This is a genomic window from Ramlibacter sp. (genome assembly GCF_050250995.1).
In the GTDB taxonomy this organism is placed as follows: domain Bacteria; phylum Pseudomonadota; class Gammaproteobacteria; order Burkholderiales; family Burkholderiaceae_C; genus Ramlibacter.
In genome coordinates this window covers 23064-36623 of the sequence record NZ_JBFWNP010000024.1, presented here as the reverse complement: position 1 = coordinate 36623, position 13560 = coordinate 23064, and the positions used below count along the sequence as shown (strand labels likewise).

Here is a 13560-nt window from a genome sequence, read left to right as displayed (position 1 = left end):
TTAAAACAAAAAGGCCCTGCATGTCGATGCAGGGCCTTGCTTGTGGCGAGACCTGGCGCGTTACGCCGGGACCACGCTCACGGTCGACTTGTTCATCGATCCCTTGACCGCGAACTTCACGTGGCCTTCGACCAGCGCGAACAGGGTGTGGTCCTTGCCCACGCCGACGTTGGTGCCGGGGTGGAACTTAGTGCCGCGCTGGCGCACGATGATCGAGCCGGCGCTGATGAGTTCGCCGCCGAAGGCCTTCACGCCGAGCATCTTGGGCTGGGAGTCCCGCCCGTTTCGCGTAGAGCCGCCGCCTTTTTTCTGTGCCATTTCGAAGTGCTCCGGATCAGACGGCGATGGCGCCGATTTCCAGCTCGGTGTACTGCTGGCGATGGCCCTGGTGCTTCTGGTAGTGCTTGCGACGGCGCATCTTGAAGATGCGAACCTTGTCGTGCTTGCCGTGCGCCACGACCGTGGCCTTGACCGTGGCACCGGACACCAGGGGGACGCCGATCTTCAGGTCGCCGCCGCTGCCGACTGCGAGTACCTGATCGATCGTGAGTTCCTGGCCGATGTCCGCAGTAATCTGTTCTACTTTGATCTTGTCGCCGGAGGCAACGCGATACTGCTTGCCACCGGTTTTTATGACCGCGTACATGTTGAACCTCATTGGGGTGATCTCTTCGCGGACGGATTTCCGCGAAGCCCTCGAATATAGCATAGTTTGTGGTTACTAACACGCTGCGGTGCGCAAGCGTACCGTCGCGTTGCTCTCGCGCTCCTCTCACGTTCCTATAATCCCTCAACCCCGATCCCGACGCCTTGACCGACACCTCTGCCGCTTCCGCCCTGGCCCTGGTCGCCGACGACATGAGACGGATGGACGAGGTCATCGCCCGCCGCCTCGACTCCGGCGTTCCTCTCGTGGGCCAGGTCTCGCGCTACATCATCTCGGCCGGCGGCAAGCGCCTGCGCCCCGCGCTGCTGCTGCTGATGTCGGGCGCGCTCGGCTTTCGCGGCGAGCAGCGCCTCAACCTCGCGGCCGTGGTCGAATTCATCCACACCGCCACGCTCCTGCACGACGACGTGGTGGACGAGTCCACGTTGCGCCGGGGCCGCGCCACTGCCAACCAGAACTTCGGCAACCCCGCGAGCGTGCTCGTCGGCGACTTCCTCTATTCGCGCGCGTTCCAGATGATGCTGGACGCGCACGACATGCGCGTGATGGAAATCCTGGCCGAAGCCACCAACGTCATCGCGGAGGGCGAAGTGCAGCAGCTGATGAACATGCACGACCCTTCCCTCGACGAGGAAGGCTATCTGCACGTCATCCGCTCCAAGACAGCCAAGCTGTTCGAGGCCAGCTCGCGGCTTGCCGCGGTGCTTGCCAAGTCGCCGCCGGAGATCGAGCAGGCCTGCGCCGACTACGGCCAGGCGCTGGGCACGGCCTTCCAGGTGATCGACGACGTGCTCGACTACACCGGCGACGCGCACGAGATGGGCAAGAACCTGGGCGACGACCTGCGCGAGGGCAAGTCCACGCTGCCCCTGATCGCCGCCATGCGGCGCGGCACGCCCGCGCAGTGCGAGGTGGTGCGGCACGCCATCGAGACGGGCGCCGTGGGCGAGCTCGACCAGATCGTGCGCATCGTGCGCGAAACCGGCTCGCTGGACGTGGCGCGCGATGCCGCGGCAGCCGAGGCGCAGCGCGCGATCGCAGCCGCGCGGCGACTGCCGCCCAATGCGTTCACCGAGGGGCTGCTACAATTGGCGGCTTCACTGCTGCAGCGCCGCAACTGAAAACCCTGCAAAGGCTTTTCGGCACCAGGCGCCTCGCGGCGAATCGGGGTGTAGCTTAGCCTGGTAGAGCGCTACGTTCGGGACGTAGAGGCCGGAGGTTCGAATCCTCTCACCCCGACCAGGAATTCCTTTCGCGACGATGACTTGCAGCAGGGTCCGCCCTCGCTGCAGGGGCTCGGATGCGTTCCGTGCCACATCCGTGCCACGGTCATGTTCCACCCACCAGCAGCCATGCCATGCCGACGCCCACGCCGGCCGGGACGCCGACACGCTGCAGCGCGCTTGCCGGCGCACCGCAGATCACCTCGACCGGTATCGGGGAGCTCTCCAGCAGACGGCTGGTGAGGGAGTTCTCGAAGGCGCGCACCAGGGCGCTCTTGCGCCCCGTACCGACGACGATGCGGTCGCAGCGCAGTCGACGGGCCGCGTCGACGATGCAGCGGGCCGTGTCGCCGACCTCCGTGTGTAAGCAGTAGGAAACAGCAGCGTCGTCGAGGAGCTGCCGTGCCTCGGCGAGTGCCTCGCGGGCGCGTTCCCGGCGAAAGTCATCGAGCACGCGCCGGTCGACGTGGCGCGCCACGTAGGCCGAGAAGGGCGGCTGCACGTTCAGCAGGTGAATCGTCTGCACATCCCCGCGGTGGAATGCGGCGATGGCATGCCGCAGCGCAAGCAGCGCATCCGGGCTTCCGTCGCAGGGCAGAAGGAGCGTCGTCGTGCCGAGGGCTCGCGGCAAAGGTGCGGTGCTCATTCCTTGTCTCCTTTACGTAGGGGTTTCTCGATGCACGGCCGTGTTGGTCTCGCGAGTCGTTTGCCGGGCCACCGGCTCTATTCCCGCTCGTCCCGCGACTTCGAACCGAACGGATAGGCGCCACCCGGTGTGCCCTTGGGCGGAATCTTGAGCGACAGGATCATCGTCACGGCCAGCGTGACGGCGGTGAACCCCAGCGAAAACACCACCGGGATCTTGTAGACGTCGATCAGCAGCATCTTCGCGCCGATGAACACGAGGACGATCGCGAGACCGTAGCTGAGAAGGTGGAAGCGCTCGTGCATGTTGGCCAGCAGGAAGTACATCGCGCGCAGGCCGAGGATGGCGAACACGTTGGAGGTGAGCACGATGAAGGGGTCGGTCGTGATCGCGAAGATGGCCGGGATCGAGTCGACCGCGAACACGAGATCGACGATGCCGATGAGCAGGATCACGACGAGCAACGGCGTTGCCATCCTGACGCCGCCCACCGTGGTGAAGAATCTCTCGCCGTCGTAGTCCGGCGAAATCCTGAAGCGGCCGCGGATCCACTTGAGGGCCGGGTTGTTTTCCAGGTCGGGCTCCTGGCCGGCAGCCCACCACATCTTGATTCCCGTGAACAAGAGGAATGCGCCGAACACATAAAGGATCCAGTGGAACTGCGCGATCAGCCAGGCGCCCACCAGGATCATCACGGCACGCAGCACGAGCGCGCCCAGGATGCCGATCATCAGGACTCGCTTCTGGAACTGTGCCGGCACGGCGAAGTAGGTGAACAACATCAGGAACACGAAGATGTTGTCGACCGCCAGCGCCTTCTCGATCAGGTAGCCGGTCAGGAACTCCAGCGCCTTCGCGTTGGCGAGGGAGCGAGCCGCCTCCTCCGTGCCCGTACCACCGAGGTACCACCACAGCCAGCCCATGAAGGCGAAGGAAACGCCGACCCAGACCAGCGACCAGACGGCAGCTTCCCGCGTGCTCACGCGGTGCGCGCCCTGCTTGCTCATCGCAAAAAAGTCGATCAGCAGCGCAACCACCACGAGGGCTGCGAACAAGGACCACATGAGGGGGGAGCCGATGGTTTGCATGAAAGTCGTCAGTCGAGGAGGGATGGCGATCCGGGGAATGTAGCGCCGACAATGCCCCATGAAAAGCAGATTGTCTCGCTGTCATCATCCTAAAAAACAGGAATGTTCGGGCGCCACGGCGGCCCCGCCACGGCTCCTCCCGCCGGTGCGGATCGTGCGTTTACAGCCACAGCGCTTTGCCCGATGATTCCCCCTGACCCAGCCGTCCGCGGGACCGCCCGCGTATTGGCATTACATTTCCTGCATGGCCGCCGTCGATCCCGCCGCTGAAGTTGCCCTGCCCGGGCTTGCCCGTGCCTTGGTCTCGGCCGGCAAGCTCGGCCAGAAATCGGCCGAGGAAATCTACAAGAAGGCCCAGGCCGGCCGCACCAGCTTCCTCGCGGAGCTCACCGGCAGCGGCGCCGTCTCGGCCTTCGATCTCGCGCACACGATGTCGAGCGCCTTCGGCGCGCCCCTGCTCGACCTGAGCGCCATCGATGTCAACCGCCTGCCCAAGGGCCTGATCGACAACAAGATTTCGCAGGACTACCGGGTGATCGCGCTGTCCAAGCGCAACAACCGCCTCATCGTCGCCTGCGCCGATCCGTCCGACCAGCAGGCCGCCGAGAAGATCAAGTTCTCGACCCAGCTGGGCGTGGACTGGGTCATCGCCGAATACGACAAGCTCAGCAAGCTGGTCGAGCAGCAGGCCACCACCGCCACGCAGGCGATGGACAGCATCATCGGCGAGGACTTCGAATTCGACGAATCGACGATGGACCAGGCCGTCGTCGACGACGACGACAAGGGGGCGGTCTCCGAAGTCGACGACGCGCCGGTCGTCAAGTTCCTCCACAAGATGCTGCTCGACGCGTTCTCCATGCGCGCTTCGGACCTGCACTTCGAGCCCTACGAGCACACCTACCGCGTACGGTTCCGCATCGACGGCGAGTTGCGCGAGATCGCCTCGCCGCCGATCGCCATCAAGGACAAGCTCGCATCGCGGATCAAGGTGATCTCGCGCATGGACATCTCCGAGAAGCGCGTCCCGCAGGACGGCCGGATGAAGCTGAAGGTGGGCCCCGACCGCGTGATCGACTTCCGCGTCAGCACCCTGCCCACGCTCTTCGGCGAGAAGATCGTCATCCGTATCCTCGACCCGTCGTCCGCCAAGCTGGGGATCGACGCGCTGGGCTACGAGCCCGAGGAAAAGAAGCGGCTCATGGACGCCATCGTGCGGCCCTACGGGATGATCCTGGTCACGGGCCCCACGGGCTCGGGCAAGACGGTGTCGCTCTACACCTGCCTGAACATCCTCAACAAGCCGGGCGTGAACATCTCCACGGCCGAGGATCCGTCCGAAATCAACCTGCCGGGCGTGAACCAGGTCAACGTGAACGACAAGGCCGGCCTCACCTTCGCGGCGGCGCTCAAGTCCTTCCTGCGCCAGGACCCGGACGTGATCATGGTGGGCGAAATCCGCGACCTCGAGACCGCCGACATCGCGATCAAGGCCGCGCAGACCGGCCACATGGTGCTGTCGACGCTGCACACCAACGACGCGCCGACCACGCTCACGCGCATGCGCAACATGGGCATCGCGCCGTTCAACATCGCCTCGAGCGTCATCCTCATCACGGCGCAGCGCCTCGCGCGGCGGTTGTGCCCGCAGTGCAAGCAGCCGGTCGATATTCCGTTCGAAACGCTGGTCGAGGCCGGTTTCAAGGAAGAGGACATCGACGGCACCTGGACGCCGTACAAGCCGGTGGGCTGCTCGGCCTGCAACAACGGCTATAAGGGCCGCGTCGGCATCTACCAGGTGATGCCCATCTCCGAGGCGATCCAGCGCATCATCCTGGCCGACGGCAGCGCGCTGGAAATCGCCAAGCAGGCCGAGCTCGAAGGCGTGAACTCGCTGCGCAAGTCCGGGCTGTACAAGGTGCGGCTGGGGGTGACCTCGCTGGAGGAAGTGCTGGGCTGCACCAACGAATAAATAGAGAGACGCTATGGCAACCGGAACCGCAACCAAGGAATTCGTCTTCGAATGGGAAGGGCGCGACCGCCACGGCAAGCAGGTCAAGGGCGAGACGCGCGCGGGCGGCGAGCACCAGGTCATGGCGGCGCTGCGCCGCCAGGGCGTGACGCCCGGCAAGATCAAGAAGCGGCGCATGCGCGGCGGCAAGAAGATCAAGCCGAAGGACATCGCGATCTTCACCCGGCAGCTCGCGACGATGATGAAGGCCGGCGTGCCGCTGCTGCAGGCCTTCGACATCGTGGGCCGCGGCAACGCCAACGCGAGCGTGACCAAGCTGCTCAATGACGTCCGCACGGACGTCGAAACCGGAACGTCCCTCTCGGCCGCATTCCGCAAGTACCCGCTCTACTTCGACAACCTGTACTGCAACCTGGTCGAGGCCGGCGAGGCAGCCGGTATCCTGGAAGGCCTGCTGGACCGGCTGGCCACCTACATGGAGAAGACCGAGGCGATCAAGTCCAAGATCAAGTCGGCGCTGATGTACCCCATCTCGGTCGTGGTCGTCGCGTTCGTCGTGACGTCCGTCATCATGATCTTCGTCATTCCGGCGTTCAAGGACGTGTTCACCTCCTTCGGCGCCGATCTCCCCGCGCCGACGCTCTTCGTCATCGCGCTGAGCGAGATCTTCATCAAGTACTGGTACATCATCTTCGGCGGGATCGGCGGCGGTTTCTACTTCTTCATGCAGGCCTGGCGGCGCAACGAGAAGGTGCAGATGTTCATGGACCGCGTCATGCTGAAGATGCCCGTGTTCGGCCAGCTGGTCTACAAGTCCGTCATCGCGCGCTGGACGCGCACGCTCGCGACCATGTTCGCGGCCGGTGTCCCGCTCGTCGAAGCACTCGACTCGGTGGGTGGCGCCTCGGGCAACTCGGTCTTCACGGCCGCGACCGAGAAGATCCAGCAGGAGGTGTCGACCGGCACCAGCCTGACGGCGGCGATGACCAACGCCAACGTGTTCCCCTCGATGGTGCTGCAGATGTGCGCGATCGGCGAGGAGTCGGGCTCCATCGACCACATGCTGGGCAAGGCGGCCGACTTCTACGAGTCGGAGGTCGACGACATGGTGGCCGGCCTCTCGAGCCTGATGGAGCCGATCATCATCGTGTTCCTCGGCGGCCTGATCGGCGGCATCGTGATCGCCATGTACCTGCCGATCTTCAAGCTGGGCGCCGTCGTCTGATGCTGATTTCGCCGAGTATCGACGCCGCGATCGCCGGCGTGCTGGGACTGCTCGTGGGCAGCTTCCTCAACGTCGTGATCCATCGCCTGCCGAAGATGCTCGAGCGGCAATGGGCCGCCGAGTGCGCGGACCTGCAGGGCGTGGCAGCGAAGGAGGAGGAACGCTTCGATCTCGTGCGCCCGCGCTCGCGCTGCCCGCATTGCGGGCATGCGATCCGTTGGTACGAGAACATCCCCGTGGTGAGTTATGTCGCGCTGCGCGGCAAGTGCTCCAGTTGCGCCGCGCCCATCGGCCTGCGCTATCCGGTCGTCGAGCTGGCCACCGGCGCGCTCTTCGCCTGGTGCGCCGCGAAGTACGGCATCACGCCCAAGGCCGCGGTGTGGGCCGGCTTCGCGGCCATGCTCCTGGCACTCGCCCTGATCGACTGGGACACGACGCTGCTGCCCGACGACATGACGCTGCCGCTCGTGTGGGCGGGGCTGATCGCGGCGGCGCTCGGCTGGTCGGGGCTGCGGTTGCCCGAGGCGCTGTGGGGCGCGGTGGCGGGCTATATGTCGCTGTGGACCATCTATCAGGCGTTCAAGCTGCTCACCGGCAAGGAGGGCATGGGCTACGGCGACTTCAAGCTCTTCGCCGCGCTAGGCGCCTGGTTCGGCTGGGAGGCGCTGATCCCCATCATCCTCATCGCGTCGGTCGTCGGCGCGGTGGTCGGCCTGGCGATGAAGGCGATGGCCGGACTGCGCGAAGGCAAGTACGTGCCATTCGGCCCGTTCCTCGCGGCGGGCGGACTCGCGGCGATGGTGTTCGGCCACGCGGCCATCCTCTCGGCCATCGGCCTCTAGATGCCGCGCGACGCACGATGCTGAGAATCGGCCTCACCGGCGGGATCGGCAGCGGCAAGAGCACCGTGCTGCACGAGCTCGTGAAGCTGGGCGCGGTCGGGATCGATGCCGATGCGATTTCGCGCGCGACCACGGCCGCGGGCGGCGCGGCCATTCCCCTCATCGCGCAGCGCTTCGGGCCGGACTTCGTCGATGCGCACGGCGCGCTCGACCGCGACCGCATGCGCGAGCGCGTGTACGCGGACCCGGCGGCGCGCAGGCAGCTCGAGGCGATCGTGCATCCCCTCGTGGGCGCCGAATCCGAGCGGCTGGTGAAGGCCGCGGAGGACGCCGGCGCGCGCTGCGTCGTGTTCGACATTCCGCTGCTGGTCGAGTCCGGCCGCTGGCGCTCGCGCGTCCATCGCGTGCTGGTGATCGACTGCAGCGAGGACACGCAGGTCGCGCGCGTCGTCGCGCGCAGCGCGCTCGCGCCCGAGGCCGTGCGCGCGATCATCGCGGCGCAGGCGCCGCGCGCGCTGCGGCTCGCCGCCGCCGACGCCGTCATTTGCAACGAAGCGTTGTCGCTCGCCGAGTTGACGGCCGAAGTGACACAGTGCGCGAAGTCCTTCGGGCTATGATGGCGCCAGCGTGATCCTTTACGAATACCCTTTCAACGAGCGCATCCGCACGTATCTTCGCCTGGAGCACCTGTTCCAGCGGCTCGGCGAGCTGGTGCCGCGCACGCATCCGATCGACCACCATTACGCCCTCGCGACCCTCTTCGAAGTGATGGACGTCGGCGCGCGGGCCGACCTCAAGTCCGACGTGATGAAGGACCTCGACCGGCAAAAGCAGGTCCTGAACGGCTATCGCGGCAACCCCGCGATTTCCGAGAAGGTCCTCGACGGCGTGATCGCCCAGCTCGATGGCTGCTTCGGCGCGTTGAACAAGCAGCCCGGCAAGGCAGGCAGCGCGCTGACCGAAAACGACTGGCTCATGAGCATCCGCAGCCGCGTCAACATTCCGGGCGGCACGTGCGAGTTCGATCTCCCCGGCTACTATGCATGGCAGCACCGGGACGCCGGCGCGCGGCAGCAGGACCTGCAGCGCTGGGCGTCGACGCTGGGGCCGCTGGCGGAATCCGTCCACATGCTGCTGAAGATGCTGCGCGACTCGGGCTCGCCGCAGAAGGTGATGGCGACGGGCGGCCAGCTGCAGCAGAACCTGCCGCAGGGCCGCACCTTCCAGCTGCTGCGCCTGCGCATCGACCCGGCGCTGGGCCTCGTGCCCGAGATCAGCGGCAACCGGCTGATGGTGTCGGTGCGCTTCATGAAGCAGGACAACGAAAAGCTGCTCGCGAGCACGGACAGCCCGACGTTCGAGCTCACGCTCTGTTCATGAAATCCCGGATCGTCCGTTGCCCCGCCTGCAGGGGCGACAGTGTCTACGGGCCGGACAATCCGTACCGGCCGTTCTGCAGCGAGCGCTGCAAGAGCATCGACTTCGGCGACTGGGCGAGCGAGCGCTTCACGGTGCCCGACCCGACGCCGCCGGACGACATTCCGTTCGGCGATCCGAAGGAACATTGATCTCAGGCGCGCCGTTCCTCTTCGAACCAGCGAATGACCGGAATCGTCCCCGGCAAAAGGGGCTCGGCCCGCACCGGCAACTGCTCCCACGCGAACGACTGTCCCTCGTGCATCTGCAGCTCGCCGGTCCATTCGTGGACCTTGCAGAAGTTCAGGCGCACCAGGGCGTGTGGATAGTCGACGCGCTCGATGCGCCAGGGATGCACGGCGCCGATGGTGACGCCGATCTCCTCCTGCAGCTCGCGTCGCAACGCCTCCTCGATCGTCTCGCCCGCCTCCACCTTGCCGCCCGGGAACTCCCAGTAACCGGCGTAGACCTTGCCCGGCGGACGGCTCGTGAGCAGGAACGCGCCGTCCTCGCGAATCAGCACGCCGACCGCGACTTCGACTTCCTTGCGATCGATCCCGCCTTCTCGCGGCCTATCTCCGTCCGCGATCAGGACACTCACTGGTGCTGTCCCGCGTAGTCGCGCGCGAACTGATACGCGACACGTCCGCTGCGCGAACCCCGCTCGAGCGCCCACACGAGCGCCTGCGGGCGCGCGGCCGCGACCGCATCGGCCGGCACGCCGAAGTGCGAAAGCCACTGCGCGACGATGGCCAGGTACTCGTCCTGCGTGAAAGGGTAGAAGCTCACCCACAGGCCGAAACGTTCGGACAGGGAAATCTTCTCCTCGATCACCTCGCCCGGATGGACTTCGCCGTCCTCGGTGTGCGTGTACGTGAGGTTCTCCTTCATGTACTCGGGCAGCAGGTGGCGGCGGTTGCTGGTCGCGTAGATCAGGACGTTCGGCGACGCGGCGGAGACCGAGCCGTCGAGGATCGACTTCAGCGCCTTGTAGCCGGGCTCGCCTTCCTCGAAGCTCAGGTCGTCGCAGAACACGACGAACTTCTCCGGCCGGGGGGCCACGACGTCGACGATGTCGGGAAGATCGGTGAGGTCGGCCTTGTCGACTTCGATCAGGCGCAGGCCCCTCGGCGCGTACTCGTTCAGGCACGCCTTGATCAGCGACGACTTGCCGGTGCCGCGCGCGCCCGTCAGCAGCACGTTGTTGGCCGGGTGCCCCTCCACGAACTGCCGCGTGTTGCGCTCGATCTTTTCCTTCTGCGGCTCGATCTCCTTCAGGTCGCCCAGGCGGATGACGGCGACGTGCTTCACCGGCTCCAGCGAACCGTGGCCCGAGGACCGCTTGCGATAGCGCCAGGCGACCGACGCGTTCCAGTCGGGCGCGGAGAGCGGCTGGGGCAGGATGGATTCGATGCGCGAGAGCAATTCGCCCGCGCGCTCGATCAATTGTTCGAACTTCTCGTTCATGGGATATGCGGATTCAGGAGCGGTAGTCCGCGTTGATCGTCACGTAGTCGTGGCTGAAGTCGCAGGTCCAGATCTGGTCGACGGCGTCGCCGCGCCCAAGTCCGACGCGCACCGTGATCTCGCTTTGCTTCATCACGCGCTGGCCATCTTCCTCGCGGTACGAAGGATGGCGTCCGCCCTTCGTCGCGACATGCACGTCGTCCAGATGCAGTTCGATCTTCGTCTGGTCGAGGTCGTCGATACCCGCATAACCCACGGCCGCGAGGATGCGGCCGAGATTCGGGTCGCTCGCGAAGAACGCGGTCTTCACCAGCGGCGAATGGCCGATCGCGTACGCCACCTTGCGGCACTCCTCGGCATCCTTGCCGCCTTCCACCCGCACGGTGATGAACTTGGTCGCGCCTTCGCCGTCGCGCACGATGGCCTGCGCGAGCAGGCGTGCGACCTCCTGCATCGTGTCCTTGACCTTGCGCGCCGCCGCGCCGTCCCATGACGCGATGGGCGCGAGCTTCGCCTTGTTCGTCGCGATCACGACGAAGGAATCGTTGGTCGACGTGTCGCCGTCGACCGTGACGCGGTTGAACGAACCCTCGGCCAGCTCGAAGGCGAGTTCGTTCATCAGCTTCGCGTCGATGACCGCATCGGTCGCCATGAAGCCCAGCATCGTCGCCATGTTGGGCCGGATCATGCCGGCGCCCTTGCTGATGCCCGTGACGGTGATGGTCACGCCATCGACGACGACCTGCCGGCTCACGGCCTTCGGCAGCGTGTCCGTCGTCATGATCCCTTCGGCCGCGCGCAGCCAGTGGGCGGGCTGCGCATCGGCGATGGCGGCGGGCAGGCCCTGCTCGATGCGGTCGACCGGCAGCGGCTCCATGATGACGCCGGTGGAAAACGGCAGCACCTGTTCGGGCGCGATGTTCAGGTGGCGCGCGAGCGCCACGCAGGTCCGGCGCGCATTCACGAGCCCGGGCTCGCCCGTGCCTGCGTTCGCATTGCCGGTGTTGACCACGATCGCGCGGATGTCGCCGCTTGCAAGATGCTCGCGGCACACCTGCACGGGCGCCGCGCAGAAACGGTTCTTCGTGAACACGCCCGCGACGGACGCGCCCTCGTCGAGCAGCACGACCGTCAGGTCCTTGCGGTTCGCCTTGCGGATGCCCGCCTCGGCGACGCCGATGCGCACGCCGGGAACGGCGTGGAGGTCGCCCGCTTGCGGGGCGGCGAGATTCACTGCCATGGTGGGAAGCCTTTGTCGGATCAGTTCTGGCGCCAGGGGAGGCCGCGGAAACGCCAGCCGCCCAGAGCACCACGGTGGCCTTGTTCGTCCGCGTTGCCCTCGAAGCCCTCGAGGATGTTGTACGCCTCCAGGCCCAGCTCCGTCGCGCGCTTCGCCGCGGGGATGGAACGCACGCCGCTGCGGCACAGGAGCACGGCCTTCTTGCCGGGCGGCACGGCGTCGCGCAGGTTCGAATCGAAGGACGGATTCATCGCCATGCCGGGCCACTGCTTCCATACGACGCCGACGGAGCCCGGCACGATGCCGACCCATTCGCGCTCGGCATCGCTGCGGACGTCGACCAGCACGGCGTCGCCCGCCTCGACCCACGACCAGGCGAGTTCGGGCGTCACGTCGCCCGCATAGCCCTGCGCGGGTTGGGGCTGCAGGCGGTCGAAAGCGGGGGGCGGCACGGATGTCATGCCGCCGATTCTGCCAAATCGCCCGGGCGCACGGCGGCGCGGGTACCTAAGTTATGGGTGAAAACACCCTTGCCGCGCGGTGGCCTGAACTTCAAAGATAGCGCGCCAATAACAGCCTGCAACCAGGAGACAACAATGACCGCATCCGCCACCCCCCGCCGGCGCAGCCTGATCAAGGGCGCCGCCGTCGCCACGGCCGCCGCCGCGACCGGCCCCCTCGCCTACGCGCAGGCACCGTCGACCACGAGCTTCCGCTTCCAGAGCACCTGGCCGGCCAAGGACATCTTCCACGAGTTCGCCAACGATTTCGCCAAGAAGGTGAACGACATGGCGGGCAACCGCCTCAAGATCGAGGTGCTGCCCTCCGGCGCCGTGGTGCCCGCCTTCCAGCTGCTCGAAGCCGTCAACAAGGGCACGCTCGACGGTGGCCACGGCGTGGTGGCGTACCACTACGGCAAGAACTCCGCGCTGGCCCTGTGGGGCTCGGGCCCGGCGTTCGGCATGGACCCGAACATGGTGCTGTCGTGGCACTACTACGGCGGCGGCAAGGCGCTGCTCGACGAGATCTACAAGTCCATCAACATGGACGTGGTGTCGTACCTGTACGGCCCCATGCCGACGCAGCCCCTCGGCTGGTTCAAGAAGCCGGTGTCGAACGTCTCCCAGATCAAGGGGCTGAAGTTCCGCACCGTCGGCCTCGCCGTGGACGTGTTCACCGACCTCGGCGCCGCGGTCAACCCGCTGCCCGGCGGCGACATCGTTCCCGCGCTCGACCGCGGCCTGATCGACGCGGCGGAGTTCAACAACGCGTCGTCCGACCGCGTGCTGGGCTTTCCCGACGTCGCGAAGAACTGCATGCTGCAGAGCTTCCACCAGTCGGGCGAGCAGTTCGAGATCCTGTTCAACCGCGCGAAGTACGCCGCGCTGCCGCAGGACCTGAGGAACATCATCGACTACGCGGTTCAGGCCGCGTCGGCCGACTTCAGCTGGAAGGCGATCGACCGCAACTCGAAGGATTACATCGAGCTGAAGACCCAGCACAAGGTGAATTTCTACAAGACGCCCGACTCGATCCTGCGCGCGCAGCTCGAGTCCTGGGACAAGGTCACCGCCAAGAAGGCCGGCGAGAACCCGTTCTTCAAGCGCGTGCTCGACTCCCAGAAGGCCTTCGCGCAGCGCGCCGGCCAGTGGCAGAACGACTACATGGTCGACTTCAAGATGGCGTACAACCGCTACTTCGCCACGAAGAAGAGCTGATTCGCGCCCCGGCAGGCGCAAAGGCGGCCGTCGGGCCGCCTTTTTTCGCTCCAGCG

16 protein-coding genes and 1 tRNA gene are annotated in these 13560 nt (G+C 66.1%); 9 read left to right on the top strand and 8 right to left on the bottom strand.

Translation table 11 applies throughout. From position 1 onward, the window contains the following. Window positions 1–60 precede the first annotated feature (60 nt). Window positions 61–318 (bottom strand): 50S ribosomal protein L27, encoded by a 258-nt coding sequence (gene rpmA / locus AB7E83_RS16110; protein WP_428571193.1) that lies wholly within the window; start codon window positions 316–318, stop codon window positions 61–63. Between the two features lie 16 nt (window positions 319–334). Continuing rightward, complete coding sequence (gene rplU / locus AB7E83_RS16105) at window positions 335–646, bottom strand: 50S ribosomal protein L21 (RefSeq protein ID WP_428571273.1); 312 nt, start codon at window positions 644–646, stop codon at window positions 335–337. A gap of 212 nt (window positions 647–858) precedes the next feature. On the opposite strand from rplU, the gene AB7E83_RS16100 reads away from it, so the two are divergent. After that, window positions 859–1788: a polyprenyl synthetase family protein gene (locus AB7E83_RS16100; RefSeq protein ID WP_428571271.1), complete on the top strand. Its 930-nt coding sequence runs from the start codon at window positions 859–861 to the stop codon at window positions 1786–1788. 44 nt (window positions 1789–1832) lie between these two features. Continuing rightward, a tRNA-Pro gene (locus AB7E83_RS16095) sits at window positions 1833–1909 on the top strand. Between the two features lie 87 nt (window positions 1910–1996). Here AB7E83_RS16095 and AB7E83_RS16090 read toward each other — a convergent pair. Further along, window positions 1997–2536, bottom strand: a complete 540-nt coding sequence (locus AB7E83_RS16090) for a universal stress protein (protein ID WP_428571191.1) — start codon at window positions 2534–2536, stop codon at window positions 1997–1999. 77 nt (window positions 2537–2613) lie between these two features. Continuing rightward, window positions 2614–3624 (bottom strand): TerC family protein, encoded by a 1011-nt coding sequence (locus tag AB7E83_RS16085; RefSeq protein ID WP_428571189.1) that lies wholly within the window; start codon window positions 3622–3624, stop codon window positions 2614–2616. A 244-nt stretch (window positions 3625–3868) separates the two neighbouring features. Between AB7E83_RS16085 and pilB the strand changes: the two genes are divergently transcribed. The 6 genes from pilB to AB7E83_RS16055 are packed head-to-tail and all read left to right on the top strand — an operon-like array spanning window position 3869 to window position 9231. Continuing rightward, window positions 3869–5596 (top strand): type IV-A pilus assembly ATPase PilB, encoded by a 1728-nt coding sequence (gene pilB, locus AB7E83_RS16080; RefSeq protein ID WP_428571187.1) that lies wholly within the window; start codon window positions 3869–3871, stop codon window positions 5594–5596. 13 nt (window positions 5597–5609) lie between these two features. Further along, the gene (locus AB7E83_RS16075) at window positions 5610–6821 is read left to right on the top strand and encodes a type II secretion system F family protein (RefSeq protein WP_428571185.1); all 1212 of its coding nucleotides are present in this window, start codon (window positions 5610–5612) and stop codon (window positions 6819–6821) included. Beyond that, the gene (locus AB7E83_RS16070; protein ID WP_428571183.1) at window positions 6821–7663 is read left to right on the top strand and encodes a prepilin peptidase; all 843 of its coding nucleotides are present in this window, start codon (window positions 6821–6823) and stop codon (window positions 7661–7663) included. The genes AB7E83_RS16075 and AB7E83_RS16070 overlap by 1 nt, the downstream gene beginning before the upstream one ends. Window positions 7664–7680: 17 nt before the next feature. Beyond that, complete coding sequence (coaE, locus tag AB7E83_RS16065) at window positions 7681–8280, top strand: dephospho-CoA kinase (protein WP_428571181.1); 600 nt, start codon at window positions 7681–7683, stop codon at window positions 8278–8280. 10 nt (window positions 8281–8290) lie between these two features. Continuing rightward, window positions 8291–9043, top strand: coding sequence for a cell division protein ZapD (gene zapD, locus AB7E83_RS16060; RefSeq protein WP_428571179.1), 753 nt, complete (start codon window positions 8291–8293; stop codon window positions 9041–9043). Beyond that, the gene (locus AB7E83_RS16055; RefSeq protein WP_428571177.1) at window positions 9040–9231 is read left to right on the top strand and encodes a DNA gyrase inhibitor YacG; all 192 of its coding nucleotides are present in this window, start codon (window positions 9040–9042) and stop codon (window positions 9229–9231) included. Before zapD ends, AB7E83_RS16055 begins: the two co-directional genes overlap by 4 nt. A gap of 2 nt (window positions 9232–9233) precedes the next feature. Here AB7E83_RS16055 and AB7E83_RS16050 read toward each other — a convergent pair whose 3' ends face one another. The 4 genes from AB7E83_RS16050 to AB7E83_RS16035 are packed head-to-tail and all read right to left on the bottom strand — an operon-like array spanning window position 9234 to window position 12247. Next, window positions 9234–9680 (bottom strand): NUDIX domain-containing protein, encoded by a 447-nt coding sequence (locus tag AB7E83_RS16050; protein ID WP_428571175.1) that lies wholly within the window; start codon window positions 9678–9680, stop codon window positions 9234–9236. Further along, complete coding sequence (locus AB7E83_RS16045; protein WP_428571173.1) at window positions 9677–10546, bottom strand: ATP-binding protein; 870 nt, start codon at window positions 10544–10546, stop codon at window positions 9677–9679. The genes AB7E83_RS16050 and AB7E83_RS16045 overlap by 4 nt, the downstream gene beginning before the upstream one ends. 13 nt (window positions 10547–10559) lie before the next feature. Continuing rightward, complete coding sequence (gene argJ, locus AB7E83_RS16040) at window positions 10560–11786, bottom strand: bifunctional glutamate N-acetyltransferase/amino-acid acetyltransferase ArgJ (RefSeq protein WP_428571171.1); 1227 nt, start codon at window positions 11784–11786, stop codon at window positions 10560–10562. Window positions 11787–11806: 20 nt separating this feature from the next. Continuing rightward, window positions 11807–12247, bottom strand: coding sequence for a rhodanese-like domain-containing protein (locus tag AB7E83_RS16035; protein ID WP_428571169.1), 441 nt, complete (start codon window positions 12245–12247; stop codon window positions 11807–11809). 135 nt (window positions 12248–12382) lie between these two features. On the opposite strand from AB7E83_RS16035, the gene AB7E83_RS16030 reads away from it, so the two are divergent. Continuing rightward, on the top strand, window positions 12383–13504 hold the full coding sequence (locus tag AB7E83_RS16030; protein WP_428571167.1) for a TRAP transporter substrate-binding protein: 1122 nt from the start codon (window positions 12383–12385) through the stop codon (window positions 13502–13504). Window positions 13505–13560: the final 56 nt, after the last annotated feature.

What these genes read in the sequence shown, in the direction of transcription:
- AB7E83_RS16035 (WP_428571169.1), bottom strand. Translation starts at nt 12,247, where the DNA reads ATGACATCCGTGCCGCCCCCCGCTTTCGACCGCCTGCAGCCCCAACCC.
- rplU (WP_428571273.1), bottom strand. Translation starts at nt 646, where the DNA reads ATGTACGCGGTCATAAAAACCGGTGGCAAGCAGTATCGCGTTGCCTCC.
- AB7E83_RS16090 (WP_428571191.1), bottom strand. Translation starts at nt 2,536, where the DNA reads ATGAGCACCGCACCTTTGCCGCGAGCCCTCGGCACGACGACGCTCCTT.
- AB7E83_RS16085 (WP_428571189.1), bottom strand. Translation starts at nt 3,624, where the DNA reads ATGCAAACCATCGGCTCCCCCCTCATGTGGTCCTTGTTCGCAGCCCTC.
- AB7E83_RS16075 (WP_428571185.1), top strand. Translation starts at nt 5,610, where the DNA reads ATGGCAACCGGAACCGCAACCAAGGAATTCGTCTTCGAATGGGAAGGG.
- AB7E83_RS16100 (WP_428571271.1), top strand. Translation starts at nt 859, where the DNA reads ATGAGACGGATGGACGAGGTCATCGCCCGCCGCCTCGACTCCGGCGTT.
- argJ (WP_428571171.1), bottom strand. Translation starts at nt 11,786, where the DNA reads ATGGCAGTGAATCTCGCCGCCCCGCAAGCGGGCGACCTCCACGCCGTT.
- AB7E83_RS16070 (WP_428571183.1), top strand. Translation starts at nt 6,821, where the DNA reads ATGCTGATTTCGCCGAGTATCGACGCCGCGATCGCCGGCGTGCTGGGA.
- AB7E83_RS16055 (WP_428571177.1), top strand. Translation starts at nt 9,040, where the DNA reads ATGAAATCCCGGATCGTCCGTTGCCCCGCCTGCAGGGGCGACAGTGTC.
- AB7E83_RS16030 (WP_428571167.1), top strand. Translation starts at nt 12,383, where the DNA reads ATGACCGCATCCGCCACCCCCCGCCGGCGCAGCCTGATCAAGGGCGCC.
- AB7E83_RS16045 (WP_428571173.1), bottom strand. Translation starts at nt 10,546, where the DNA reads ATGAACGAGAAGTTCGAACAATTGATCGAGCGCGCGGGCGAATTGCTC.
- rpmA (WP_428571193.1), bottom strand. Translation starts at nt 318, where the DNA reads ATGGCACAGAAAAAAGGCGGCGGCTCTACGCGAAACGGGCGGGACTCC.
- pilB (WP_428571187.1), top strand. Translation starts at nt 3,869, where the DNA reads ATGGCCGCCGTCGATCCCGCCGCTGAAGTTGCCCTGCCCGGGCTTGCC.
- coaE (WP_428571181.1), top strand. Translation starts at nt 7,681, where the DNA reads ATGCTGAGAATCGGCCTCACCGGCGGGATCGGCAGCGGCAAGAGCACC.